Annotated in this window: 21 protein-coding genes; 12 read left to right on the top strand and 9 right to left on the bottom strand. The window is 46.7% G+C overall.

Annotated elements, in window-relative coordinates; all coding sequences use genetic code 11:
* Positions 1–33: 33 nt before the first annotated feature.
* From IS446_RS08005 to IS446_RS07995, 3 genes are all read right to left on the bottom strand, one after another.
* Positions 34–1,074 (bottom strand): HAD family hydrolase, encoded by a 1,041-nt coding sequence (locus IS446_RS08005; RefSeq protein ID WP_203059574.1) that lies wholly within the window; start codon positions 1,072–1,074, stop codon positions 34–36.
* A gap of 75 nt (positions 1,075–1,149) precedes the next feature.
* Positions 1,150–2,682 carry an arylsulfatase gene (locus IS446_RS08000; RefSeq protein WP_235996447.1) on the bottom strand — a complete coding sequence of 511 codons (1,533 nt, stop codon included), beginning with the start codon at positions 2,680–2,682 and terminating at the stop codon, positions 1,150–1,152.
* 579 nt (positions 2,683–3,261) lie between these two features.
* On the bottom strand, positions 3,262–5,742 hold the full coding sequence (locus IS446_RS07995) for a TonB-dependent receptor domain-containing protein (RefSeq protein ID WP_203059572.1): 2,481 nt from the start codon (positions 5,740–5,742) through the stop codon (positions 3,262–3,264).
* A gap of 122 nt (positions 5,743–5,864) precedes the next feature.
* Between IS446_RS07995 and IS446_RS07990 the strand changes: the two genes are divergently transcribed.
* Positions 5,865–6,224 (top strand): CoA-binding protein, encoded by a 360-nt coding sequence (locus tag IS446_RS07990; RefSeq protein ID WP_203059570.1) that lies wholly within the window; start codon positions 5,865–5,867, stop codon positions 6,222–6,224.
* A 109-nt stretch (positions 6,225–6,333) separates the two neighbouring features.
* On the opposite strand, the gene IS446_RS07985 is transcribed toward IS446_RS07990, so the two are convergent.
* The gene (locus tag IS446_RS07985; protein ID WP_203059568.1) at positions 6,334–7,788 is read right to left on the bottom strand and encodes a sodium:solute symporter; all 1,455 of its coding nucleotides are present in this window, start codon (positions 7,786–7,788) and stop codon (positions 6,334–6,336) included.
* A gap of 83 nt (positions 7,789–7,871) precedes the next feature.
* Between IS446_RS07985 and recR the strand changes: the two genes are divergently transcribed.
* From recR to ftsY, 10 genes are all read left to right on the top strand, one after another.
* Positions 7,872–8,489, top strand: coding sequence for a recombination mediator RecR (recR, locus tag IS446_RS07980; RefSeq protein WP_203059566.1), 618 nt, complete (start codon positions 7,872–7,874; stop codon positions 8,487–8,489).
* 105 nt (positions 8,490–8,594) lie between these two features.
* Positions 8,595–9,950, top strand: coding sequence for a dihydrolipoamide acetyltransferase family protein (locus IS446_RS07975; RefSeq protein WP_203059564.1), 1,356 nt, complete (start codon positions 8,595–8,597; stop codon positions 9,948–9,950).
* A gap of 99 nt (positions 9,951–10,049) precedes the next feature.
* Positions 10,050–10,826 (top strand): 3'-5' exonuclease, encoded by a 777-nt coding sequence (locus tag IS446_RS07970; RefSeq protein ID WP_203059562.1) that lies wholly within the window; start codon positions 10,050–10,052, stop codon positions 10,824–10,826.
* Between the two features lie 12 nt (positions 10,827–10,838).
* Positions 10,839–11,450, top strand: a complete 612-nt coding sequence (locus IS446_RS07965; RefSeq protein ID WP_203059560.1) for a fumarylacetoacetate hydrolase family protein — start codon at positions 10,839–10,841, stop codon at positions 11,448–11,450.
* A 2-nt stretch (positions 11,451–11,452) separates the two neighbouring features.
* Entirely contained in the window at positions 11,453–11,788 is a 336-nt protein-coding gene (locus IS446_RS07960; RefSeq protein ID WP_203059558.1) for an Hpt domain-containing protein, read from the top strand.
* 9 nt (positions 11,789–11,797) lie between these two features.
* Entirely contained in the window at positions 11,798–13,045 is a 1,248-nt protein-coding gene (locus tag IS446_RS07955) for a competence/damage-inducible protein A (RefSeq protein ID WP_203059556.1), read from the top strand.
* Positions 13,046–13,120: 75 nt separating this feature from the next.
* A complete protein-coding gene (gene rpmB, locus IS446_RS07950; protein ID WP_203059553.1) occupies positions 13,121–13,357 on the top strand; it encodes a 50S ribosomal protein L28 in 237 nt (78 codons plus the stop codon).
* Positions 13,358–13,385: 28 nt separating this feature from the next.
* Complete coding sequence (gene rpmG, locus IS446_RS07945; protein WP_136336970.1) at positions 13,386–13,568, top strand: 50S ribosomal protein L33; 183 nt, start codon at positions 13,386–13,388, stop codon at positions 13,566–13,568.
* 29 nt (positions 13,569–13,597) lie between these two features.
* A complete protein-coding gene (locus IS446_RS07940; RefSeq protein ID WP_203059551.1) occupies positions 13,598–13,750 on the top strand; it encodes a DUF4295 domain-containing protein in 153 nt (50 codons plus the stop codon).
* A 151-nt stretch (positions 13,751–13,901) separates the two neighbouring features.
* Positions 13,902–14,855, top strand: a complete 954-nt coding sequence (ftsY, locus tag IS446_RS07935; RefSeq protein WP_203059549.1) for a signal recognition particle-docking protein FtsY — start codon at positions 13,902–13,904, stop codon at positions 14,853–14,855.
* Between the two features lie 291 nt (positions 14,856–15,146).
* Here ftsY and IS446_RS07930 read toward each other — a convergent pair whose 3' ends face one another.
* From IS446_RS07930 to IS446_RS07915, 4 genes are all read right to left on the bottom strand, one after another.
* Positions 15,147–15,962 (bottom strand): hypothetical protein, encoded by an 816-nt coding sequence (locus tag IS446_RS07930; protein ID WP_203059547.1) that lies wholly within the window; start codon positions 15,960–15,962, stop codon positions 15,147–15,149.
* A 44-nt stretch (positions 15,963–16,006) separates the two neighbouring features.
* Positions 16,007–17,086 carry a hypothetical protein gene (locus IS446_RS07925; RefSeq protein WP_203059545.1) on the bottom strand — a complete coding sequence of 360 codons (1,080 nt, stop codon included), beginning with the start codon at positions 17,084–17,086 and terminating at the stop codon, positions 16,007–16,009.
* Between the two features lie 24 nt (positions 17,087–17,110).
* Positions 17,111–18,163: a DUF1214 domain-containing protein gene (locus IS446_RS07920; protein ID WP_203059543.1), complete on the bottom strand. Its 1,053-nt coding sequence runs from the start codon at positions 18,161–18,163 to the stop codon at positions 17,111–17,113.
* Positions 18,164–18,234: 71 nt separating this feature from the next.
* Positions 18,235–20,172, bottom strand: coding sequence for a DUF3604 domain-containing protein (locus IS446_RS07915; RefSeq protein ID WP_203059541.1), 1,938 nt, complete (start codon positions 20,170–20,172; stop codon positions 18,235–18,237).
* Between the two features lie 375 nt (positions 20,173–20,547).
* Here IS446_RS07915 and IS446_RS07910 point away from each other — a divergent pair, with 375 nt between their 5' ends.
* On the top strand, positions 20,548–22,395 hold the full coding sequence (locus tag IS446_RS07910) for a DUF3604 domain-containing protein (RefSeq protein WP_203059539.1): 1,848 nt from the start codon (positions 20,548–20,550) through the stop codon (positions 22,393–22,395).
* A gap of 135 nt (positions 22,396–22,530) precedes the next feature.
* On the opposite strand, the gene IS446_RS07905 is transcribed toward IS446_RS07910, so the two are convergent.
* Positions 22,531–23,457 carry a metal ABC transporter substrate-binding protein gene (locus IS446_RS07905; protein WP_203059537.1) on the bottom strand — a complete coding sequence of 309 codons (927 nt, stop codon included), beginning with the start codon at positions 23,455–23,457 and terminating at the stop codon, positions 22,531–22,533.
* Positions 23,458–23,459 lie beyond the last annotated feature (2 nt).

Below are 23,459 nucleotides of genomic sequence, written 5' to 3'. Positions count from 1 at the left end.
TAAAAAAAACCGGCCTAAGCCGGTTTTTTTATTCTAATCGGGGAACACCCTGTTCCAGTCATTGGCCATATCGATCACCAGCCAGCCATGCCTGGCGGCTTCATCGAGTCCTTTATCCAGTCTTCCGATATGGGATTCCTTGTCGTAGGCCCACTCCCGAATAGAATCGGTGTGATGCAGGTACAACTGCATGCTCGGATCTTTGGTGTCGGAGTAGAGCAGCATCTGCAGATCGCCATCAGAATTTCCGGCAGCGAATACGGGGACCTTCCCGATAAAGCGATTGATACCAATAGGCTTACCTTCCTTATCGTCTATGAATTCCAGCTCAGGCAACCGGTTGATGTGTACGGTGTTCGAATCGGTGATCCATTCGGTTTTGATGCTACTACCCACCACCTGGTAGGGAGGGATCCCATAAGTAACCTCGGCCCAGGCGCGCAGAAACTCGACGCCTCCTCCCGAGACAATAAAGGTCTTGAAGTCATGAGCCCTGAGGTATTCCAGTAATTCCAGCATGGGCTGATAGGTCATCTGATTAAATGGTTTTCCGGTTTTCGGGTGGGTAGCATAGGACATCCAGTCCTGCACGATCTTGCGGAATTCCTGCGGACTCGTCCCTGCATGGGTGGTCATTACCAATTGGGCAATAGCCTTAAGGCCCTGTGCTTCGACATTCTTATAATTGCCTTCCAGGATCGATCGGTAAGGTTCCTGCTCCTTCCATTCGGGATGGTCATCTGCCATTTCCTTGATGCGATCTATAACAAAAAGCAATTGAAAGTAGACGGGTTGTTCGGCCCATAAGGTTCCGTCATTATCAAAGGTCGCTATCCGGTCCTGTATCGGAATAAAGCCTGTACTCCCTTCATTGATGGCGTCGCTCACAAATTTTATAATGGCCGATTTGTGTGCTCCATCATTCCAGGAAGGCAGGGGATCGGTTGCATATGCATCTGTCTTTAGTTCGCCGGATGATGCAGACGAATCGTTAGCTCCTTGTTCTTGTTTGCATCCCCAAAAGGCCAAGAGTAAAAAAAGAAAGAGGGCGGTAGTAAAAGATGAAGTTTTCATAGGCTGTGTTTTGCTGTAAAAGGGAACAGGCACTAAAGGTGCCTGTTCGTTATTTATTGAAATCTTTCGGAAGGTCTAATTACTTCCGATGTTCTTTAATTTCTCTTCAATACTACTCAGGTTGAAGGCTCCCGGAGACTGACTCGGAGGATATTCTTTCATGGTCATCAGGAATTGAGCTGCCATTTGCTGGATGGGAACCAATACGAAGGCGCGATCCAGTAACCAGTCGTAATAGGTGTTTGAGTTGTGTTGTGCCTTTTCGAAAGGATCTCTTCTTAAATTGAAGACATTCGGTACCCTGAGCTCTACGAAAGGCTCTACCCATACTCCGAATTTCTCACCGCGGTTCTCAAGGAAGACCACCTTCCAGTCGTCATAGCGTGCCGCTACGATCTGTCCGTCATCATTCACGTACCAGAATTCACTCCTTGGTGACTTGTCGGTTTCTCCCTTTAAATAGGCGTTGAGGTCGTAGCCGTCGATATAATTCTTGTATTTACGCCCGTTTAGTGTAACCCCATTCATGATCTTTTCTTTGATGCCTGGTGCACCGGCGATAGCGGCGAAAGTGGGTAGCCAATCTTCGTGTGCCACGATCCCGTTCAGCGTTACTCCGGCAGGATATACGCCTGGCCATCTCACAAAGGCCGGAACCCTGTAGGCTCCTTCCCAGTTCGAATTCTTCTCGCTTCGGAATGGTGTGGTTCCTGCGTCGGGCCAGGTGTTGTAGTGAGGACCGTTGTCGGTGGAGTACATGACCACCGTATTTTCGGTAATGCCCAGCTCGTCTAAAAGATCCAGTAGCTCTCCTACATGCATGTCGTGTTCGACCATACCATCAGAGTATTCGTCCTGACCACTTATCCCTCTGTGCTCTTCTTTAACATGGGTGCGGAAGTGCATGCGGGTACCGTTCCACCATACGAACCAAGGCGTACCTGCCTCGTGTTGCCTTTTGATAAAGTCTTTTGCGGCTGCCACGGTCTCATCATCAATGGTCTCCATGCGTTTTTTGGTTAATGGTCCGGTATCTTCTATACGCTGACCATTTCCGGTAGCCCAGGTGTGTAATACCCCTCTTGGACCATAGGTTTCACGGAAGGTCTTACCATTTTTAAGCATCATATCTCCGGGATAGTCTTCATTTTCGGGCTCTTCCTCAGCATTGAGGTGATATAGGTTTCCGAGAAATTCATCAAAGCCGTGGTTGGTAGGCAGGTGGGTGTCAAGGTCCCCCTGATGATTTTTTCCAAACTGTCCGGTGGCATAGCCCTGGCTTTTCATGACAGTGGCCATGGTCACATCACTCTCCTGCCACCCCTGCTCTGCACCGGGAAGTCCTACTTTGGTCATCCCGGAACGCACAGGAACAGATCCACTAATGAATGCTGCCCTGCCCGCTGTACAACTTTGCTGAGCGTAGTAATCGGTAAAGGCAACTCCTTCTTTGGCGATCCTGTCTATGTTTGGAGTTTGGTATCCCATCATACCACGATTGTTGTGGCTGATGTTCCAGGTACCAATGTCGTCACCCCAGATGACGAGGACGTTGGGTTTTTTGTTGTTTTGAGCTTGAGCTTCCTGGAAAGGGATGGTGAGAAGCATGCAAACAATCAGCATTAACACATTGTAAAATCTCATCTTTTTTTAACTGTTATTTGGTTAAACGTTTATTCGTTAACCACAGCTAAGGAGGAATTTTGCAGTACGCTTGGGGGGCAGATGATAGTCACAGGAGGTTCACGTATTGGTGATAGGTCATAAAATTAATGGGGAGTTCAAAGTATCTAAAGTATTAAAATTCAGCTAATTATAGGGATGTTTTAAGTTGTTATAAGTTCGTTTTCAGAATATTGAGTGTTTTAACAATGTTTTTCTGGATAGTTTTGTAGGTGTAGAGGTATGCGGGTAGGTAATTATCGATGGTATATGATGAATTTTGGATGTAGAGTTATAAATGTATTTTTCCTACCTGCCTACCTGCCTACCTGCCTACCTGCCTACCTGCCTACCTGCCTACCTGCCTACCTGCCTACCTACCTGCCTACCTGCCTAACTGGCTAACTGTATAACTGCCTCACCTTAATAATCAAAATCCCGGGAAGTACTGCTTTTCCCGGGATCTCTGTTAACAACTGTCAATAAACACTAACCATCAACTATAAATTGACGAGTTATTAAGTACTATAAAATACCTCCTCCGCTTTTGGTATTGCTGTCGCGTTGTTTTCTTCTTAAAGCTCTGTTCTTTCCTGAACCGAATTGGTAAGACATACCGACGAAAATGGTTCGGCTTTCCCAGTTAAAGTGTCCCTCCTGCGGATAAGGCCTGTCGGTGTCAAAGCCCCATTGTGCCGTGTTGAAGATGTCGTTAAAATTTAAGCTCACGCTTCCTTTACCCTGAGCAAAGGTGTGTCTTGCCCCGAGGTTTACAAAGTATAATGGTCTTTGTTCTATCTGCAGGGTGGCAGAACGTCCTCTGTACAATCCGAAAACATTAAAAGATAGCTTCTTGGTCGCCTTAAAGCTGTTGTTCATTCTTAGATTAAGGATATTGTTCTCCACCTGGATGGCATCGGTTGTGATATCATCCGGTGTTGGATTTACGATCGACGGATCCAACCGCTCTGTGAGTCCGCGTTGCGTTTGCGAGAAGAACTCTGAACTGAGGTTGACACTCCACCATTTGGTCAGGTTGAGGTTGGTGTTGATCTCCACCCCATAGGCCTCCGTGTCGGCAAAGTTCTCGTACGTCAGGATCTGCTTGGTGAGATCGGTACGGTCTACGAATACCGCCCTGTTGATCTCGTCGTTGATCTGTCTGAAGAAACCTCCAAAACTAATGCTTCCCAATTTTTCCATGCGATGGGTGTAATTCACTTCGAAAGAGTTGGTGAATTGAGGGAGCAGACTTTGATTACCGAATGATGATAGCTGAGGGGTACTCCACTCTCTCACCGGGTTTACCTGCTGCAGTCCGGGACGGTCTACCCTGCGGCTGTAACTCACCTGGTACTGGTTCTTTTCGCTGGGTGCAAAGCGAACGAATGCCGAGGGGTAAACCTGGAAGTAGTCGTCGGTAAAGGTGCGCTCTCCATTGGTGTCTGCGATTACAGATACATCTTCAACGCGTGCCCCGACCTGGTAGCTCCATTTGCCGAAGTTTTGTCCAAAGGTGGCATAGGCCGAATAGATGTCCATTCCGTAAATAAAATTGGTGCTCGGTGTCGGGATCAGGTTGCCATTGCCATCAAAGCTGAATCCGGTGGAAGCGTAATCAACCTCCGTTTCAAAGATGCGCGATTCCAGGCCTAATTCGAGTTTGGACTTTTCGCTAAGCGGATTCACATAATCCAGGTTGACGATGCTTTGGTCTCTTTGTGTGCCTACAAAATCCATATAGTCCGGCACGAGGGAGAAGCCTCTGGTTCTGAAATCGGCATCCTGGGTATTGTCAAAATTACTGTAGTCGGCTTCAAGGATCAGGTTATGTCCTTCTTTCGCAAAATCGCGTTTGTAAACAAAATTGTATTGTTCTGTGCGGTTGTAATCGTCAAAGGTGGCAAGCTGCGTGCTGTTAAGTCCCGGATCCTGGCTGTTTACCACATCGGTGTCTGCATTGCCTAAACCGTCAAATGTATTCTGGTTGGTGAACATAGAGATCGTATTCTTTTCATTTAAATAGAAATCCAGCCCAAACTTATAAAGGTTAGATTTGTTGTTATTCAGGAAATAGAAATACTGGAACTGTTGTTCGTTCAAGGATGAAGCGGGGTCGTCAAGACGTTCGATCTGTCCGATATTCACATTCTTACTGGTGTTGTTTCCGTAGCTTCCGTAGAAGTTAAATTTCCCCTGGCGATAGTTGAGGTCTAAGGATCCATTGAATTTTGCTTCGATCTCATAACCAAGGCCAATATTAGCGTTACCATTGAATCCGATATTCGCATTTTTGTGCAACACGATGTTGATGAGTCCGCTCATCCCTTCCGGGTTGTATTTTGCTGAAGGATTGGTGATCAGTTCGATCTTTTTGATCGAAGTTGAAGGGATCTGACGTAACAGCTGAGCCACGGGAACGTTCGATAGCTTCCCGTCGACCATTACTCTTACGTTGCTGTTTCCTCTCAGGGAGAGGGCTCCGGTTTGCTGGTCGACATTCACTGAAGGGATATTGTTCATGATCTCTGCCGCCGTAGCTCCCTGGGTAGTCAGGTCTTTACCGATATTGATCACTTTACGGTCGATCTTTTGCTCTATGGTAGAGCGCTCGGCTACCACATCCACACCTTCCAGTTCAGTCACATTTTCCTCAAGGGAAATGGTTCCCATATTGATTCGCCTGTTTCCGCGATTAATGGTAATGGTCTTGGTGTAGGTGGTGTATCCAATAAATTGGATCTCAAAGATATGGGTTCCGTCTTCGATCTTTTTGATCTCGAAGCTTCCGTCTTCGTTGGTGATGCCTCCGGTAAGCACGCTTTTATCGGATGCAGATTTGATCACTACAGAGGCGTACGGGATCGGATTTTTAGCGTTCTGGTCGATTACTTTTCCGCTGACAATACCTATCTTTGCGTCACTGATATCAGGTTCATTGGCAGCTGTTTGTGCAGTACTCCATGCGCCAAAAAGCATGGCGCACATCAGAAATAGATGTCTCATTGATTTGTTTTTTGATTGATGATGATTGATGATGAACCCGGATCGTTTAACCTACGTTCAATTAATTGACGAGTTGTAACGTACATTGTTACAGCTCGATTTTTATTTAACAATATTTAACAATGAAAAAAACCTTAGTTCTAGGGGCCTCAACCAAGCCTGAGCGTTACAGCTACAAAGCTGTGGAGAAACTCACCAAAGCAAACATCGAAACGGTTGCGGTTGGACGTCGTAAAGGCGTTGCCTGTGGTGTAGATATCCAGGATGCCCCGGTAGCCTTTGACGATGTGCATACGGTTACCCTGTATCTTAACCCGGAGAATCAGAAGGCGTATTACGACTACATTACCGGACTTAAACCAAAAAGAGTGGTGTTTAATCCGGGAACAGAAAATCCGGAACTATACCGCATCCTTGAGGAGCACGGTATTGAAACCGAAGTAGCTTGTACTTTGGTGTTGATCTCGATCAACGAGTATTAAGAAGTACATGACCTTAAGATAGAAAAGCCGCTCACAGAGCGGCTTTTTTATTTGGGATCAACAGATATTCCCGCGCGGCTTTGTTATTTGTTTTGCTCGACAGAAACTCTTATTGAGATATCTTGCTGTTTGTAGTGATCAGTAAAAGTCCTAAAAAGGTTAACGCCCCGTTGAGGATGAGTATAAAGAACCCAAAATCAAATCCGTAGTGCGTCATGCAATAATCGCTTATCACATAGGATAAAACGGGGGAGGCCAGGGCGATAAAAGGAACTAACTTATCTCTTACCTTCAGTTTGGTGAACAATCCGAAGCTATAGAGCCCCAGCAGAGGGCCATAGGTGTACCCTGCAAAGGTGAAGAGCTTGGCGATCACGCTTTCATTCTGAATGATGTATTTAAAGGTGATGATCACCAGTATAAGTACGAAAGAAAACAATACGTGTATGCGCTTTCTGATCTTTACCCGGTCTGCCTCGGGATATCGTTTTTCCAGGTCGATAATATCTACGCTAAACGAGGTGGTTAGCGAGGTCAGGGCGCTGTCTGCACTACTGTATGCAGCGGCGATAAGTCCGATCAGGAAGAATACAAAAACTCCGGTTCCAAGATGTTCTGAGGCCAGGATGGCAAAAAGGTCGTCCCGATGCGCATCGATACCGGTGCGTAGGGCGTATTCGGTAAGCAGTAATCCCAGGACTAAAAATACCAGTTTAACCACGGTTAACACGATGGTGAACCAGAACATGTTTTTCTGGGCGTCTTTCAGCGAACGACAGGTGAGGTTCTTTTGCATCATATCCTGATCAAGGCCTGTCATCACAACCGCAATAAAGGCTCCGGAGAAGAATTGCTTCCAGAAATAAGCCCCGTCTTTTACATCGTCAAAGAAAAACATACGGGAAAACCTGCTTTCGGTCACGAATTGAAAGAGTCCGCCGCTTTCGGCGATCCCCAGTTTGCCGTATACACTTACTGTAGCCACACCTACGGCAATAAGCATGAACAGGGTCTGCAAGGTGTCGGTATAGACAATGGTCTTGATGCCACTTCTAAAGGTGTAAAGCCAGATGAGGGCAATGGTTATGGTAACTGTGATCCAGAATGGTATGCCCAGGGCATCGAACAGCACCACCTGTAACACATTGGCAACGAGGAAGAGCCTGAAACTCGCTCCCACGATACGGGAGATCAGAAACAGGGATGCTCCCGTTTTATAACTGGCATTCCCGAAACGGCCATCGAGGTAGGTGTATATAGAGGTGAGGTTAAGGCGGTAGTACAAGGGCAGGAGCACCGTACCGATAATGAGGTACCCGAGGATGTACCCGAATACCATTTGCATATAGCTAAATCCGGAAGCTTCTACCCATCCGGGAACAGAAATAAAGGTAACTCCACTCAGGGTGGCGCCTATCATTCCGAAGGCTACTACATACCATGGCGACTGCCGGTTGGCCTTAAAAAAACTTTCGTTGCTTTGTTCTTTTCCGGTGAGGTAGGAGATCAGGATGAGAATGGCAAAGTAGGCAGCGATCAGGGAGACGATAAAGGTGGGTGACATGCAGGTTTAGTTTTTGTGACGGCAAAATACAAAACTTAAGATTATCCTGTTTTATGGACTGATAAAATCGTAAATTCGCCGCGATGGATTTTTCTTCTAAATTACTGGAGCGTGCCGTCGATGAGGTATCCCAGCTTCCCGGAATCGGAAAGCGAACTGCCTTGCGCCTTGTGTTGCACCTCCTGAGGCAGCCCAAAGAACAGACCGAAGATCTGGCCGGGGCGCTACTCGGACTTCGTCGCGATATTCACTACTGCAAGCAATGCCATAATATTTCTGATACCGATCATTGTGAGATCTGTGCCAACCCAAAACGCCAGCAAGAGGTGGTGTGCGTGGTTGAGGATATTCGCGATGTAATGGCTATTGAAAATACCGGCCAGTTTACCGGCCGTTATCACGTGCTTGGCGGTAAGATCTCACCTATGGATGGGATCGGGCCACAGGAGCTCAATATCGAGAGCCTTGTCGAAAAGGTGAAAAGCGGAACGGTGGAAGAGGTGATCTTCGCACTGAGTTCGACCATGGAAGGAGATACGACCAACTTTTATATTTTTAAGCAGATCGAGCCGTTTAAGGTGAAGACATCGGCCATTGCCAGAGGGATCTCTGTGGGCGATGAGCTGGAGTATGCCGATGAGGTGACCCTGGGGAGAAGTATTATGAACCGGGTGCCTTTTGAACACTCACTTAGAGGGTAGGTCAAAGATGGTTCAGGCGATTTTATTGAAATTAATTTAACGATAAATGCCTGATTTGTTTATTTTCGCAACAAACACACTAAAAAATAGCTATTCATTATCAATATGGCAAAATTTGAACTTAAACTGCCCCAGATGGGAGAAAGTGTAGCAGAAGCAACACTTACTACATGGTTAAAAGACGTTGGAGATACGATAGAGGCCGATGAGGCCGTGGTCGAAGTGGCTACCGATAAGGTAGATTCTGAAGTGCCCAGCGAGGTTGACGGGGTGCTGGTAGAGCGATTTTTTGATGTTGATGACGTGGTTAAAGTAGGAGAGGTGATCGCCATTATCGAAACCGATGGCGAAGGTGCCACTACTGAAGCTCCCGCTGCATCTGCCCCAGCTGAAGAAAAACCTGCTACTGCCCGGGCAGAGGAGGCCGCCGCTAATCTTGAAACGCAAATGAACGAGGTGAAGTCTCAGGTAGCTACCGAAGCCCCTGCCGATTTTTCAGATACAGAGCGTTTCTACTCGCCACTCGTAAAGAATATTGCCAAGGAAGAAAATATTAGCCTGGAAGAGCTTGAATCGATCGAGGGAACCGGAAAAGATGGACGAGTGACCAAGGATGATATCCTGGGATATCTGGAAAACCGCGGTACGAAACCTGCTGCGACTGCAGTGCCTCAGGCTAAAACAGCTCCGACCCAACCATCAAAGCCTGCACCGGTAGCGAAACCTGCACCGGCACCGGTATCGGTGAATGGCGAAGATGAGATCATTGAAATGAGCAGAATGGGTAAACTAATCGCCCACCATATGGTAGAGAGTGTGCAAACCTCTGCCCATGTGCAAAGCTTTATCGAAGTCGATGTTACCGCTATCGTGAACTGGCGTAATAAGGTAAAGCGCAGCTTCCAGGAGAAGGAAGGAGAAAAGCTCACTTTTACTCCGATCTTTATGGAGGCCGTAGCCAAAGCCATAAGAGATTTCCCGATGATCAATATTTCGGTTGATGGCGATAAGATCATTAAACGTAAGCATATTAACCTGGGAATGGCTGCAGCCCTGCCTGACGGAAACCTGATCGTGCCTGTGATCAAGAATGCAGACCAGCTTAATCTCGTGGGGATGGCCAAAAAGGTAAATGACCTGGCCAATCGCGCACGTAACAATCAGCTCAAGCCGGACGAGATCCAGGGCGGAACCTATACCGTAACCAATGTGGGAACCTTTGGAAGTGTTATGGGGACACCGATCATTAATCAGCCACAGGTCGCCATCCTGGCGCTGGGAGCCATTAGAAAAGTTCCGGCTGTGATCGAGACCCCTGAAGGCGATCTTATCGGGATCAGACACAAGATGTTCCTGTCTCACAGTTATGACCATCGCGTAGTGAACGGAGCGCTAGGCGGACAATTTGTAAAGCGCGTGGCCGAATACCTCGAATCCTGGGATATGAACAGGGAGGCATAAGCCGTTTAAAATATGAGTTTTTAAAACCCCGGTTCCTCCCGGGGTTTTTTAATACCCATTGGTTATCTTTGTCCGGAACAAAATGAAAATGGCCCTCTAATGGAGTTGAATTTAACGAAACCTATCTGTTTTTTTGACCTGGAAACTACCGGGATCGAAGTTGCCAAAGACCGTATTGTAGAGATCTCTGTTCTTAAGGTGTATCCTAACGGGAACCGCGAAAGCCGCACCTGGCTGGTGAACCCTGAAATGCCTATACCGGCCGAATCTGCTGCAATTCATGGTATTACCGATGAGAAGGTGGCCAATGAGCCTACCTTTAAGGAGCTTTCCAAGACCATATATAATATGATCAAGGACAGTGACCTCGCGGGGTATAATTCCGATCGATTCGATATTCCACTTCTGGCCGAAGAATTGCTTAGGGCAGGTATCGATTTTGACCTGGGAAATAAGGTGACGGTCGATGTGCAGACCATATTTCACAAAATGGAAAAGCGCACCCTGGAGGCAGCCTATAAATTCTATTGCGATAAGACCCTTGTCAATGCACATAGTGCAGAGGCCGATACCCTGGCCACCTATGAGATCCTGAAAGCACAGCTGGATCGCTATGACGAGCTGGAGAATGATATGAAGTTTCTTGGTGAATTCACCAACAGAAAACGCAATGCCGATTTTGCCGGATTTATCGCCTATGACAAAGAGGGGCGTGAGATCTTCTCCTTTGGGAAGCACAAAGGAAAACTGGTCGAAACTGTACTCGAGGAAGAACCCGGATATTTTGGGTGGATCCTTAATGCCGACTTCCCGCTATATACCAAAAAGGTTCTTACAGCCGTAAAATTGCGTAAACTCAATAATAAGCTAAACTAGTCGTTATCTCTAATGAAGATTATTTGTATCGGAAGGAATTATACCGAGCACATCGCCGAGCTGGCCAATGAAAAACCGGAATCACCGGTGATCTTTATGAAGCCGGATTCGGCCGTACTGCCCAGACAACAGGATTTTTACATCCCTGAATTTTCAGAAGATGTGCATCATGAGGTCGAGGTACTGGTCAAGATCAAAAAGGTAGGTAAGCATATAAACCAACGCTTTGCTCATAAGTATTATGATGAGGTAAGTCTCGGGATCGATTTTACGGCCAGAGATCTTCAGGCGCAGCTTAAGGCTAAGGGTTTACCCTGGGAAAAGGCCAAGGGCTTTGACGGGGCCGCAGTGATCGGTGAGTGGTCGCCTAAGGAAGATTTTGGTGATCTGGATGCCCTGGATTTTAAATTGCTGCGCAACGGAGAGGTCGCACAGCAAGGGAATACCAGTCATATGCTTTGGAAGATCGATGAGCTTATCGCGTATATTTCGACCTACTTTACCCTGAAAAAGGGAGATGTGATCTTTACAGGAACTCCTGCGGGCGTTAGCCGTGTGAGTCCGGAAGACCGTCTGACGGGATACATTCAGGATCGAAAAATTTTTGATATCAATATAAAATAACCATGAGCTACAGCCTGGATAAATTAAACGAACTTTCAGGAGGCGATAAAGATTTTAACGTCTCTATTATAGAAGTGTTTCTTGCAGAAACACCATCAGATATGTCAAGCCTTGAAGGGGCAGTTGCCGCAAAAGAGTTTGATAAGATCTATCAGCATGCCCATAAGATCAAGCCTAATGCCGACCTCTTAGGGATCGAAACGGCTCTTGAAGCGGTGCTCACCATCGAGAAGCACGCAAGGGGCGATCAGGATATTGCGGCCATCGAAACCTTAACGGTGACTGTAAAGGAAGCGCTGGAAAAAGCCTATCCCTTTTTTGAGGACTACATCAATTAATCGGGTAGCATGCAGGCAGAGATCATTACTATAGGCGATGAGATCCTGATCGGGCAGATCATTGATTCGAACTCGGCCTTCATTGCTCAGGAGCTCAATAAGATCGGGGTGAGTGTTTATCAGATCACCTCGGTGCAGGACGATAAGCAGCACATTCTTAATGCCCTTGCCGAAGCAGAGGCGAGAGCTCAGATCGTGATCGTAACCGGCGGTCTCGGTCCTACCAAGGACGATATTACCAAACGTACGCTATGTGAGTATTTTAACGATGAGCTGGTCATGAACCGGGAGGTCCTCCAGCATGTCGAAGACCTGTTTAAAAAATACATCTCCACTCCCATATCTGAAGTCAACCGAAAACAGGCATTGGTGCCTTCGCGCAGCAGGGTCCTGTTCAATAAGTACGGTACGGCTCCGGGCATGTGGATGGAGGATAATGGAAGAGTTTTCGTTTCGCTCCCCGGCGTGCCTTATGAAATGAAAGCCCTGATGCATGGGGAGGTATTGCCGCTATTACAGGAAAAGTTCGACCGGCCATACATCCTTCATAAGACCATGATCACCTATGGCATGGGGGAAAGTGCCCTGGCCGAAAAGATCGAAGCCTGGGAAGATGCCCTTCCTTCATATATAAAGCTGGCCTACCTGCCTAATTTGGGAAAGGTGCGCTTGCGACTTACGGCTAAGGGAGAAGATCTGGATAAGCTCACCTCTGAGGTCGATGAACGATTTAAGGCGCTTTATCCGCTTATTGGCGATCGTATCGTTGGCTTTGAAGAAGAAGGATTGCTCGAAGCCAATGTCGGGAAGCTGTTAAAAGAGGCCGGCGCAACACTTTCACTGGCAGAGAGTTGTACCGGTGGCCGTCTGGCAGCACAGATCACTTCGATCCCCGGAGCTTCGGCTTATTTTAAGGGAGGTGTGGTGAGTTATGCGACCAGTGTGAAAGAAGAGGTGTTAGGGGTTTCTCCTGAGTTGGTTGCTACACATTCTGTTGTGAGTGCCCAGGTGGCTGAAGCCATGGCCCTGGGAGCGCGTGCAGTACTAAAGGCAACCTATGGGATAGCGACTACCGGAAATGCCGGTCCCGAAAAAGGAGAGTCGGATGCTGAGGTGGGTACGGTCTACATAGCGATCGCTTCACCGGAAGGCGTTAAAAGTGAAAAGTTTAATTTTGGCAACCACCGGGAAAAGGTTGTAAACAGGGCGGTGAACAAAGCCCTGGAAATGTTGCGAAAAGAAATTTTAAAAAAATAGCGAAGCGACTTGGCTGAAAGGTAAATAATTCGTTAATTTGCACCCTGTTTTGAAATAATACTAAAGTTTAGAAGAATGTCAAGAGTTTGTGAACTTACAGGAAAGAAGGCGATGGTTGGGAACAACGTATCCCACGCGATGAACAAAACCAAGCGTAAATTCAACGCTAACCTTGTCAAGAAACGTTTTTATCTTCCGGAAGAAGACCGTTGGATCACGCTTAAGGTGTCTACATCTGCCCTTAAGAATATCAACAAGAAGGGAATTACTGCGGTTCTTAAGGAGGCTAAAGAAAAAGGATTCATCAAATAATCGGGGTTAATCCGCAAAATAAAATACGATGGCAAAGAAAGGAAATAGAATTCAGGTTATTTTAGAGTGTACCGAGCACAAAGCTTCCGGGAAACCAGGAACTTCTCGTTACATCACTACAAAGAATAAGAAAAATACACCGGATAGAATGGAGATCAAAAAATTCAATCCTATCCTGAACAAAATGACTGTTCACAAAGAGATCAAGTAAGAACCGGTCATAAATAAAACGTTAGCGTCATGGCAAAGAAGACAGTAGCAACATTACAATCTAAGTCGAAGAGATTAACCAAAGCGGTTAAGATGGTGAAATCTCCAAAATCAGGAGCCTATACTTTCGTTGAAGCCGTTATGGCACCAGAAATGGTAAACGATTGGTTAAACAAGAAGTAATCGTTCACAACTTTTAGTATATAAAGCTACTTTCACATTGAGAGTAGCTTTTTGTTTTTTTATATTTATACGTGCAAATCCGCCCTGTTTTACGGGGTGGAAATTTTAAGATTTCCGGATAGCCGGAAAGGTTAAGTGATACTTTCGGTATATGAGCTTTTTTAAAAAGATATTTTCATCAGAGAAAAAAGAGACCCTCGATAAAGGACTCGAAAAGTCTAAGACCAGTTTCTTTAATAAACTAGGAAAGGCCGTTGCCGGTAAATCCAAGGTCGATGATGAGGTGTTGGATAACCTCGAAGAGGTTTTGGTAACCAGTGATGTTGGGGTAGAAACCACCCTGAAGGTGATCGAGCGTATCGAAGAACGCGTTGCTCGTGATAAATACCTGGGTACCGATGAGCTCAATACCATTCTCCGGGAAGAGATCGCAGCCCTGCTTTCTGAAACCAACGTGGGAGAAGCTACCGAATTTGCCATTCCGACAGATAAGAAGCCTTATGTGATCATGGTCGTAGGAGTGAATGGAGTAGGAAAGACCACCACCATCGGAAAGCTGGCATACCAATTCAAAAAGCAAGGTAAAAAGGTCGTACTGGGTGCAGCCGATACCTTCCGTGCTGCTGCGATCGATCAGCTTCAGGTATGGGCCGACCGTGTAGATGTTCCTATCGTTAAGCAAAGTATGGGGAGTGATCCTGCTTCGGTTGCTTTCGATACCTTGAAATCTGCCGTATCCCAGGAAGCTGATGTGGTGATCATCGATACGGCAGGGCGTCTTCACAATAAGGTGAATTTGATGAACGAGCTCACCAAGGTCAAGCGTGTAATGCAGAAAGTGGTAGGCGATGCCCCCCATGATGTATTGCTCGTACTCGACGGATCAACAGGTCAAAATGCTTTTGAACAAGCCAAACAATTTACCAACGCCACCGAAGTAACTTCTCTGGCCGTGACCAAACTCGACGGTACCGCCAAAGGAGGAGTGGTGATCGGGATCTCAGACCAATTCAAGATCCCCGTAAAATACATCGGGGTAGGGGAAGGTATTGAAGATCTTCAAGTCTTTAATAAGTTTGAGTTCGTAGATTCATTCTTTAAGTAAAGAGGTAAAGAGGTAAAGAGGTAAAGAGGTAAAGGTTTTTTCCTTTTTAACTTCCTATTAACTGCTCACCATCTATATTGCCTTTGCGAGGAAGGCCAAAGGCCTGTCACGGCAATCTTTCGAACAACGGTAAAGAAGTAAAGAGGTAAAGGTTTTTTCCTTTTTTAACTCACTACTCACTACTCACTACTCACTACTCACTACTCACTACTCACTACTCACTACTCACTACTCCCTACTCCCTACTCCCTACTCCCTACTCCCTACTCACTACTCTCCACTCACCATTCTCTACTTCGGAAACAACAGTGTTAATCCGAACCGTACTCCAAAATCAGATCGGTTCCCATTACCATACGGGAATCTCGGTCCTGCAAACACCTGTGCCATTTGTGATCCCAGGGTGATAACCTTGGATCCCACGATATTCAGGGTCCCGTTGGTTAGGCTGTTATCCCAATCCTGGGAGATCTCTGTATTCACAGAAATAGCGTAACCTCCGGGAATGTTCTTCCCGATAAAAGGCTGGAAAAATGTGGTGTTGATATCTGCCCTGTCCTCGTCTCCTGCTACCGACCAGATGTGATTCACCAAGGCTCCGAAAGTGATCGAACCTGCCTGTTGCAGGGCGACAGCAGTGGGACCAACACCAAATTTTTCACCTCCAAGAAGATTCTGAGATGCTGTAGGCGCCAGTATTACTGGACCTACCCCCCAGATGAGTCCGCCCGCTGTAGGTTGTTTAGGAGAAAAGAAGCCACTGATCACTGCATCACCGATGCCGAACTGACTGTCGTTATTGACCACGTCGTTCTGCCAGATCACCGGGAGGATGACCCGGGCAATAAGATTCCAGTCTTCATTAAGCCCCAGTGGGACCACGGGTTGGACATTAAGTAACATACGATTTCCATTTAGCGGATCATACCCGAAGTCGTAGTTAAACTGAAAGGGTACACTGATCAGGCTGGCTACCGGGTTCTGAAGTTGTTTTGCCAGCGCATCGGCATCAGAAAGCTGTTGCTCTTCCTGGGCAAAAAGCGCAGCGGTAAACACGAATAATACCAAGGTTAGTGTGTTTCTGTAAAGGTTAATAGCTGTTTTCATATTCCAGTGTTTTATAGTAAGGGTTCTTTTTTTATCTGATTTAATTAGTTGGTAGGGATGGTAAGCGCAGGGCCCTGGGCTTGGGATTGATTTTCTGATAGGCTGAGGATGAGCTGGAGAAAAGAAAAATAGCGCTTAGAATTCCGGTCGTTATTATCAATATAAAACCAATGATCCTGGGTAAATACTTTTATAATGGCATCCTTCGGCTCCTCTTTTGCGTAAAGTACATTGATCGGTGCCACCACCGTACTGTCCTGAGCAGAAAATCCCTGGGTAGTTCGTCCGTCTGTAACATGTTCCGGGGGTACCTCGAAGTACCAGGACAGATTGAGCATGATCTCCCATACCGAACCAGTGATCATGGCGATCTCAGTAGCATTTTCCTGTATGAGGCCATACTTTATATTAAAAGAGTCTGCATGTGCATCGAGATGGATGATGTCCTTAAAACGACTGATCTTTTCGAGGTACTCCTGATTTTCTGTTTTTTGAAAGAACAATTTGATGATATCCGGATTCTTTATACCTCTCCTTAGGCCTATCATTCCGTTTTCACCCAGAAACTGCCAGATGTCGATCAGTTCAGAGATCTCGGGGTCTGCAATTCTTCTTCCGGAGGGGCGTGCTACCTCCAGGAATACCCCGTTTACCGACCATACCGCTGTTGTCATCACCAGTTCTATGGGCCACCCCGATTGGATCAAGCCAAGCAAGGACCAGGGTGGGATAGGGGTGAGCAGATTGCGCGAAAATTCCTGTCCGCTAATCGGCAAATAGGTTATCGTAGGGGTATTGGACCAGGAAACACCTCCTCCTGTAGAGAGGGTGTTGCCGTTGATCCCGTCGCCAATACCGCCCAGCACATTGGCCGATCCCGATCGGGTATATTGATTCACAATAGAACCTACCTTTAAAAAGGTAGGCTGTTCACTATACCTCAATCGGACCAAATTCAATAGAAGCTGTTCTGAACTCGCCTCATTGATCGCCTTATTGAAATCGAACTGGTCTGCCGGGATCTTTTTAGGTCCCACGGTACGGCACCCCTGAAACATGAGGAATGCGATGATCAGGCACTTTAAAAGAAACTGTTTATTTATGTGACGACGGTTGGTTTGCATATAGTTTCCTGCATTCCTGGATATCTAATTCACTTTCTTGATCAATTCTGTAGCATTGTAGCCTTCAACGTTATTGCGTACGTTATCGCTCGGCCCATAGTGCCGCATGACCACATTGAATTTGCCGGTGGTATTCCCTTCCCTTATCGGGATGTTGTTGGGCATGTTATCGCATCCGAACCGGACAGTAATACTTCCGTCTTCATTGATCTCTGTATCCATCTCACTCGATATATGGGCAATGTCATTGAACATATAGCCATTGGCATCATACACCGTGGCAGACCAGAAGTATTTATTCTCAGGGTCAGGAAAGGTCATTTCGTAGCACCCATCGGTATCCAGGTAATCGGAGGTCTGATAAATATTATCCTCCACCATGGCGCCTCCCCAGCCGCCGGCAGCACCAATAAAGTTCATATAGGTGGTCTGCCCGGTTTCCTTACTTCCAAAGGCTTTTGATTGATCATAGCCTTTTACGAAAACGGCATTTCCTTCTGCCTCCAGTTTTTTAAAACTCTCCATATCCCATTCTTTCATTTCAAAGGGCTTGTTGCTTTCGGCTTCTACCAGCAGGTTTTTCCTGGTCTCGTCTTCAAGTGCCCTTACGATAACAAAGGCATGGTCGGTCTTGGCGGTGATCTTGTGTCTTCCGGGGCCATAGATCATCGGTTGGGTTTCGTGATTTTCATCTACGATCTGGATACTAACGTATTTATCGGTTTCAGGGATGGTGATATGCGCATCTTGTGATACATCGATCACTGCTGCCGAATAATAGGTGTCTCTGTTCATTCGGACTACCGGTTGTTCTGCCGGATCGCTGGGGGGTGTTGGCATCTCCATAAAGGCGTTAACTCCTCCCGCGTTTTGCACAACGACACCCATGCGCATATTGCTGTAGGCCGTTGGGAAATTTTCCTGGGTTACAGTGATCGTTGTGGCCAGTTCCTGATCCACCATAGTTTCCGTCTGTTCCCCGCCAGAATCGTCGGCCTTCTTTTTTTCTGTAGTATTACAAGAAACCAATATTCCCGTAACTACAATGCTCAGTAAAACTTGAATTAGCGTTTTCATATCAGTGTATTTTTAGAATTATCAATTAACAATTCACAATTCACTTCTCTCGACTCTCGATTCACTACTCCCTACTCCCCGGGTGTATACCATATCGGACTCGTATAGGCCCGTTCCTGTCCGGTAGTTTCAGCAACTTTAGGGATATCAATTCCAAACCTGAAGGCATCATAGACCACCCATCTCGGGGTCGGGATCTCCAATACCCTGGCGTAATAGAATGCCTTTTGGTCAGGGTCAAAATCGGGGTCGGTCCATACGGTCCCCAGTTCTGAGGCCCCGATGGTATTGCTCCAGGTTGCGTTTTTAATATCTACGGTATTGCCTACAGCTTTGATATTTCCTTTTTTATCGGCTTTTCGATCCCCTGACCATACCACATTGTAAACTTTTTCGTGGGTATTGCCATCGGCATCCAGCCACCCTTTAATGATCTGTATCCGGTCGAGGTTGGCCCCCAGCGGATCTTTAAGAGCGTAAACCATAAAGGAGGGAGCCTTGTTACCCTCTGCAGCTCTCAGATCACCACCCATAGGGACTCCTTTTTCATATCCCCTGAAGGCCGGAGCCCTGCTTTTGAGGTCCTGATCGGTATAGTCCCAACCCCCAAAGAAACGCACCATAATTCGCGGACCGGTAGTGGCATAGGTTTCCTTTCGTGCCATTGCATCCCAAAGGGCTTCCCTAGTGTTTTCTGTAGCCCATACGGCGGCAAAACCGGAGGCCACCAGTTCATAGCCCTCGTATACTCCAAGCTCAGACTTTGCAAAGGGGTGTTTCATACGTTCGGTTGAGGGTTCTGCATTGGCTGCCTTTCCAAAGAAGTTGTCTTCTTCGACTGCGACAAGAGAGGTGTGGCTATCGGTAGATCCCACAGCCCCGAACTTGTATGGGTTAGTCCCCAGTTTGCTTTCCAGCATCAGTCCGTTTTTCAGGGCTTCCCGGGCATATTCCTTAGCCAGCATATCATTGGTTTTCGCTTCAGAGAGGTCCAGGTTCCCGGCATCCCAGGTCTCATAATCGGCGAATTCATCATCAGGAGAAAGATAAGGGTGGGCTTCTCCGTCACCTTTGATCTGTGTCCATTCGTATAGGGGTTCCCATTTGTTACGAAGGGTGACATAGGTTTCATCGAGGGCTTTGCCGGTGTATTGTGCATCAACAGGGAACATGAGTCCGTTAGACAGATTCCCATTATGGGCAAGGGCCAGAGCCGACCCCCCTGTTTTTTCTTCATAATTTTCCAGCCACTTATAGAGTTCCAAAGGGTCTGTTGATCCAAAAGGTTCTTGTGTAACCATGGGGACAACTTGTAGCGCTCTGTTTGCCCCATCTCTGAGTAATACGTTTCTATGAAGATTATTTCCACTAACCAGGGAGGTCCACTCAAATCCGATGATCGTTGTGAATTTACCGGGATCGTTGTATTCTTCTGCAGTTTTAACCACGCGTTCCCATACTGAGTTATAGGTCCTTGCCCCAGGGGAATAATCCTCCAGTAATGCCCGATCCAGATTGCCTTGTGCGAAGGTAGTGATCAGATTGAGGCTGGCCTCTGTGGCCTTTTCGCCGCCTGCTTTTAATCCGTCGTACCAGCGTTTTCCCTGTTCCGTCGCCAGGATATTTGGTGCACCCTTATCAAGATCTTCCGCAAATCCCATCATATCTGAGTGATCAGCGATAACCAGCCAATCCAGGGGCCTGGAAAGTCTCACAGGTTGATTGGTCGAGGAGACCACCTCTTCTCCGCGGGCAAAACGGTAGGCTTCATCCAATCCAAGGGTATTGCCAAAGAGTCCCGCATCGGCAGAAAGACGTGTATGCAGATGGGTATCTCCCCAAAATACTTTGTCAGGGAAAGAGCGTTGGGCATAGGGAGAATAGGCTTTGCCTGGATAAAGGTTGGATAAGGATTCTTTGGAGGGGTGGATCTGTGCTAATGCAGGAAGTGTTATCAAGAGGACAAATGTCGTTGAGATCATCCTGCATAGGTTAGAAGTGGATTTCATATCTCTGGTTTTTATGGTTAGTTATTCCGAAGTAGTGCGGTAAGGTGACATGGAGTAATATAAAGGTACTGAAAATGAGCTGCTTACATGTTTATTGTGGTCGGTTTTTAAGGGGGCGGGAAGTGGGGAAGTAGGGAAGTGGGGAATTGGGGAATTGGGGAAGTGGGTATTTAGGCAGGTGGGTAGACAGGTAAGTAGTACTTACGGCCCCGAGCTTTCCTCTTTATCGAAAGGTAGGATTATGGAGAAGTGGATTTGTTGTGCTTTAAGGCTAAGTTTGATGGAATGGGAGCTAAGAGGAGTGGGGGTGTTTTCGGCGTATAACATTTTAAAAATCAGTAAATTGCACTTACTGTCATCTTAAATAGTTTAGAAATGTCGCGTATACTAACCTTCACCATTGCCCTGATGTTATTTATTTCCTGTAAGAGTGAGAAGAAAAATGATCAGATTCCTGAAGTGTCTGCCTCTTCCGAATTAGCAACTCCTCAGGTAAGGGAAAATCCGCTAAAGGATGCCTACTTCGGAGAAGAACACCTCCATACAGGTGTGTCCATGGATGCATTTATTGCCGGAACCAGAATCGGCCCTGATGAAGCCTACCGCTTTGCAAAAGGAGAAGCAGTAGAGATCAATGGAATGGTTCATAAGATAAAAAGGCCATTAGACTGGTGTGCGGTTACCGATCATTCGGAATTTATGGGTGAGGCTTACACGCTTAGAAACCCGGAATCTGAGGGATATGACGGTGAGATTCCAACGCAATTCCGTAATGCCACTAATTATCAGGAAGCTCTTGGGCTCTATAAGAAGTATGTTTTAGATGTACTCGCTGGAGGTGACAATCCGCATGCTGAATTTTGGGAAGGCTGGGAGGCCGTGAAATCGACATGGAGATCGAATTTTGAGGTTACTGAAAAGCATTATGAGCCCGGAAAATTCACGACGATTCATGCCTACGAGTGGTCGTCTGCCCCGAATGAGGGAAACTCCCATAGGAATATATTCTTTCGGGATACTATTGTCCCCGATATTCCCTTCTCTTCTAATGAAAGCAAGGATCCGGAAGATCTTTGGGCCTGGATGCAGGAACAGCGAAATGAAGGAAAAAAGGTATTTGCCATTCCTCATAATCCCAATGAGAGTAAGGGGTTGGATTTTCCTGAGCAAACCTTAAGCGGTGGCCCCATTACCAAGGAATATGTGGAAACGAGGGCCAGTATGGAACCTCTTATTGAGATGATGCAGATCAAGGGTAATTCTGAAGTGGTAGCTGAATTCTGGAAAACGGATGAATTCGCAGATTTTGAAAATGCACCTTCCATTCAAAAATTTAATGAAAGGGTTTTCGAAAAAAGGAATTTTGTGCGTTATGGTCTCACAAGGGGAATGAAATATCAGATGGATCTGGGGACCAACCCCTTTAAATATGGTTTTGCAGGGGGAACGGATAGTCATAATGGCTCTCCTTCAAACGTAGAAGAAGACAATTGGCTGGTGGGAGGTCATGGACTGGCGGACCGAACTGCGGAAGACCGCGCTAAAAATGATATGGATGGTGAAATGACGGTTGCCGATATGAATCCCGGCGCCCTTACAGGGGTGTGGGCTACATCCAATACCCGGGAGGCTATCTGGGATGGAATGTATAACAAGGAAACCTTTGCCACCAGCGGTCCTCGTATAAAAGTAAGGGCCTTTGCCGGCCAGGGCTTCGATACCTCGATGGAATCCTATGAAGATATTATCGCTGATGCCTACCAAAAGGGTGTGCCTATGGGACAGGATTATAAGGGAGCCGAGGCGCCGCAGATCCTGGTATGGGCGATGAAAGACCCTATAGGACCTAACCTGGACCGTATCCAGATTATTAAGGGTTGGGTAGAAAATGGTGAATTAAAAGATAAGGTGTATAATGTGGTGGCTTCCGGAGACCGCTTGCAGGAAGATGGGAGTGTAACCCCAATCGATGCTCCTGTGAACCTTGAAACCGGTGAGTTCAATACTGAAAAAGGAGACCCGGAACTTTTGGGCGTATGGACGGATCCCGATTTTGATCCTTCGCAATACGCATACTACTATGTACGTGCCTTGCAGCTTCCGACAGGCCGGTGGAATTTGTTTGATGAGATCCGGCATGGGGTGAAGTTTCCCGAGAGGATCCCGAAAACCCTCATAGAACGCGCTTGGGGCTCTCCCATATGGTACACACCTTCGGAATAAATAAAAAAACGGGCTTCGGCCCGTTTTTTTTTGGTTATGGGGTTATAAAGTTATGAGGTTATGAAAAGGGAACTGTCCTTGCGAGGGCTATGCCCTTCCTCGCGAAGGTGCCTTCAATAACTTATAATTCACCATTTATAATTCTTCTCTGTAGATCTCCTTTAATGCCTCAACATTCTTCTCCATGCCTTTCAGAAAATCGCTATCCCCGGGTTTGCCGCCCATGGGGGTGAATACCACGCTTTGGACGCCCATTTTGGAGAGTTTCTCAAAGTTCTCAGGTAAAGGCTCACCTTCCCAAATGAGCCATGTAACCCCTTCGTCTTTTATTAAATGTTCGATCTCATGTTCCATATCGTGATCGATAGGTGTTTCCGGTTCCCAGTGCAGGCTTTTTCCGTTGATCCCATAGGCGGTTGCCAGGTATTGGTATACGGGGTGAGAGAAGGCCACCGTAATGGTGTTGCCTTCCGGGATGCTGTTTTGCATCTCCCGGTGGAGTGTCATCAGATCGTTTTGGAGGGCTTCGAAGTTTTTTTCGAATACTGCCTTTTCTTCCGGCTTTAATGCTACCAATGCATTTTTTACTGCTTCTGCCTGTTTTGCGGCCAGGGCCAGGTCAAGCCAGGTGGTATAGGCCGTGCCTTCATGGGCATGCTCGCCTTCATCTCCATGGCTGTGGGTAAAGGTACTGCCACTGGATAAGAATTGATCTTTAAACGATTCACTGGTATTCACCACCTTTCCTTCGGGCAAACTTACATTCATCATCCAGTTCTCAAAGGAGGCGCCGTTTATCAGGATGAGGTCGGCGTTTTGCATGGCTGCAATGGTGTCGGCTACCGGCGTCCACCCGGAAGGGTCGGAAAGGGTTCTAGCGGGGAATCGGAGATCGTTGGCATCACCCCCTATGCGGTTTGCAAAATAGTAGAGCGGATAGTTACTCGTGTATACTATCGGTTTTTCGACAGTTACGGCAGCAGGTTCTTCTGCCTTGTTCTCTTGTTTGCATCCTGTAAGAAGCAAGGTAAAAGCTGTGAAGAGTAGAAGCGTGTTTTTCATAA

It is taken from the genome of Robertkochia sediminum (genome assembly GCF_016786255.1).
GTDB classification, from domain to species: domain Bacteria; phylum Bacteroidota; class Bacteroidia; order Flavobacteriales; family Flavobacteriaceae; genus Robertkochia; species Robertkochia sediminum.
This window is presented reverse-complemented; position numbering and strand designations above follow the sequence as displayed.

Coding starts and splice junctions, on each gene's coding strand:
- IS446_RS07910 (WP_203059539.1), top strand. CDS start 20,548: ATGTCGCGTATACTAACCTTCACCATTGCCCTGATGTTATTTATTTCC.
- IS446_RS07905 (WP_203059537.1), bottom strand. CDS start 23,457: ATGAAAAACACGCTTCTACTCTTCACAGCTTTTACCTTGCTTCTTACA.
- rpmG (WP_136336970.1), top strand. CDS start 13,386: ATGGCAAAGAAAGGAAATAGAATTCAGGTTATTTTAGAGTGTACCGAG.
- IS446_RS07940 (WP_203059551.1), top strand. CDS start 13,598: ATGGCAAAGAAGACAGTAGCAACATTACAATCTAAGTCGAAGAGATTA.
- IS446_RS07975 (WP_203059564.1), top strand. CDS start 8,595: ATGGCAAAATTTGAACTTAAACTGCCCCAGATGGGAGAAAGTGTAGCA.
- IS446_RS07915 (WP_203059541.1), bottom strand. CDS start 20,172: ATGAAATCCACTTCTAACCTATGCAGGATGATCTCAACGACATTTGTC.
- IS446_RS08000 (WP_235996447.1), bottom strand. CDS start 2,682: ATGCTTCTCACCATCCCTTTCCAGGAAGCTCAAGCTCAAAACAACAAA.
- IS446_RS08005 (WP_203059574.1), bottom strand. CDS start 1,074: ATGAAAACTTCATCTTTTACTACCGCCCTCTTTCTTTTTTTACTCTTG.
- ftsY (WP_203059549.1), top strand. CDS start 13,902: ATGAGCTTTTTTAAAAAGATATTTTCATCAGAGAAAAAAGAGACCCTC.
- IS446_RS07920 (WP_203059543.1), bottom strand. CDS start 18,163: ATGAAAACGCTAATTCAAGTTTTACTGAGCATTGTAGTTACGGGAATA.
- IS446_RS07925 (WP_203059545.1), bottom strand. CDS start 17,086: ATGCAAACCAACCGTCGTCACATAAATAAACAGTTTCTTTTAAAGTGC.
- IS446_RS07955 (WP_203059556.1), top strand. CDS start 11,798: ATGCAGGCAGAGATCATTACTATAGGCGATGAGATCCTGATCGGGCAG.
- recR (WP_203059566.1), top strand. CDS start 7,872: ATGGATTTTTCTTCTAAATTACTGGAGCGTGCCGTCGATGAGGTATCC.
- IS446_RS07930 (WP_203059547.1), bottom strand. CDS start 15,962: ATGAAAACAGCTATTAACCTTTACAGAAACACACTAACCTTGGTATTA.
- IS446_RS07990 (WP_203059570.1), top strand. CDS start 5,865: ATGAAAAAAACCTTAGTTCTAGGGGCCTCAACCAAGCCTGAGCGTTAC.
- rpmB (WP_203059553.1), top strand. CDS start 13,121: ATGTCAAGAGTTTGTGAACTTACAGGAAAGAAGGCGATGGTTGGGAAC.
- IS446_RS07995 (WP_203059572.1), bottom strand. CDS start 5,742: ATGAGACATCTATTTCTGATGTGCGCCATGCTTTTTGGCGCATGGAGT.
- IS446_RS07965 (WP_203059560.1), top strand. CDS start 10,839: ATGAAGATTATTTGTATCGGAAGGAATTATACCGAGCACATCGCCGAG.
- IS446_RS07960 (WP_203059558.1), top strand. CDS start 11,453: ATGAGCTACAGCCTGGATAAATTAAACGAACTTTCAGGAGGCGATAAA.
- IS446_RS07985 (WP_203059568.1), bottom strand. CDS start 7,788: ATGTCACCCACCTTTATCGTCTCCCTGATCGCTGCCTACTTTGCCATT.
- IS446_RS07970 (WP_203059562.1), top strand. CDS start 10,050: ATGGAGTTGAATTTAACGAAACCTATCTGTTTTTTTGACCTGGAAACT.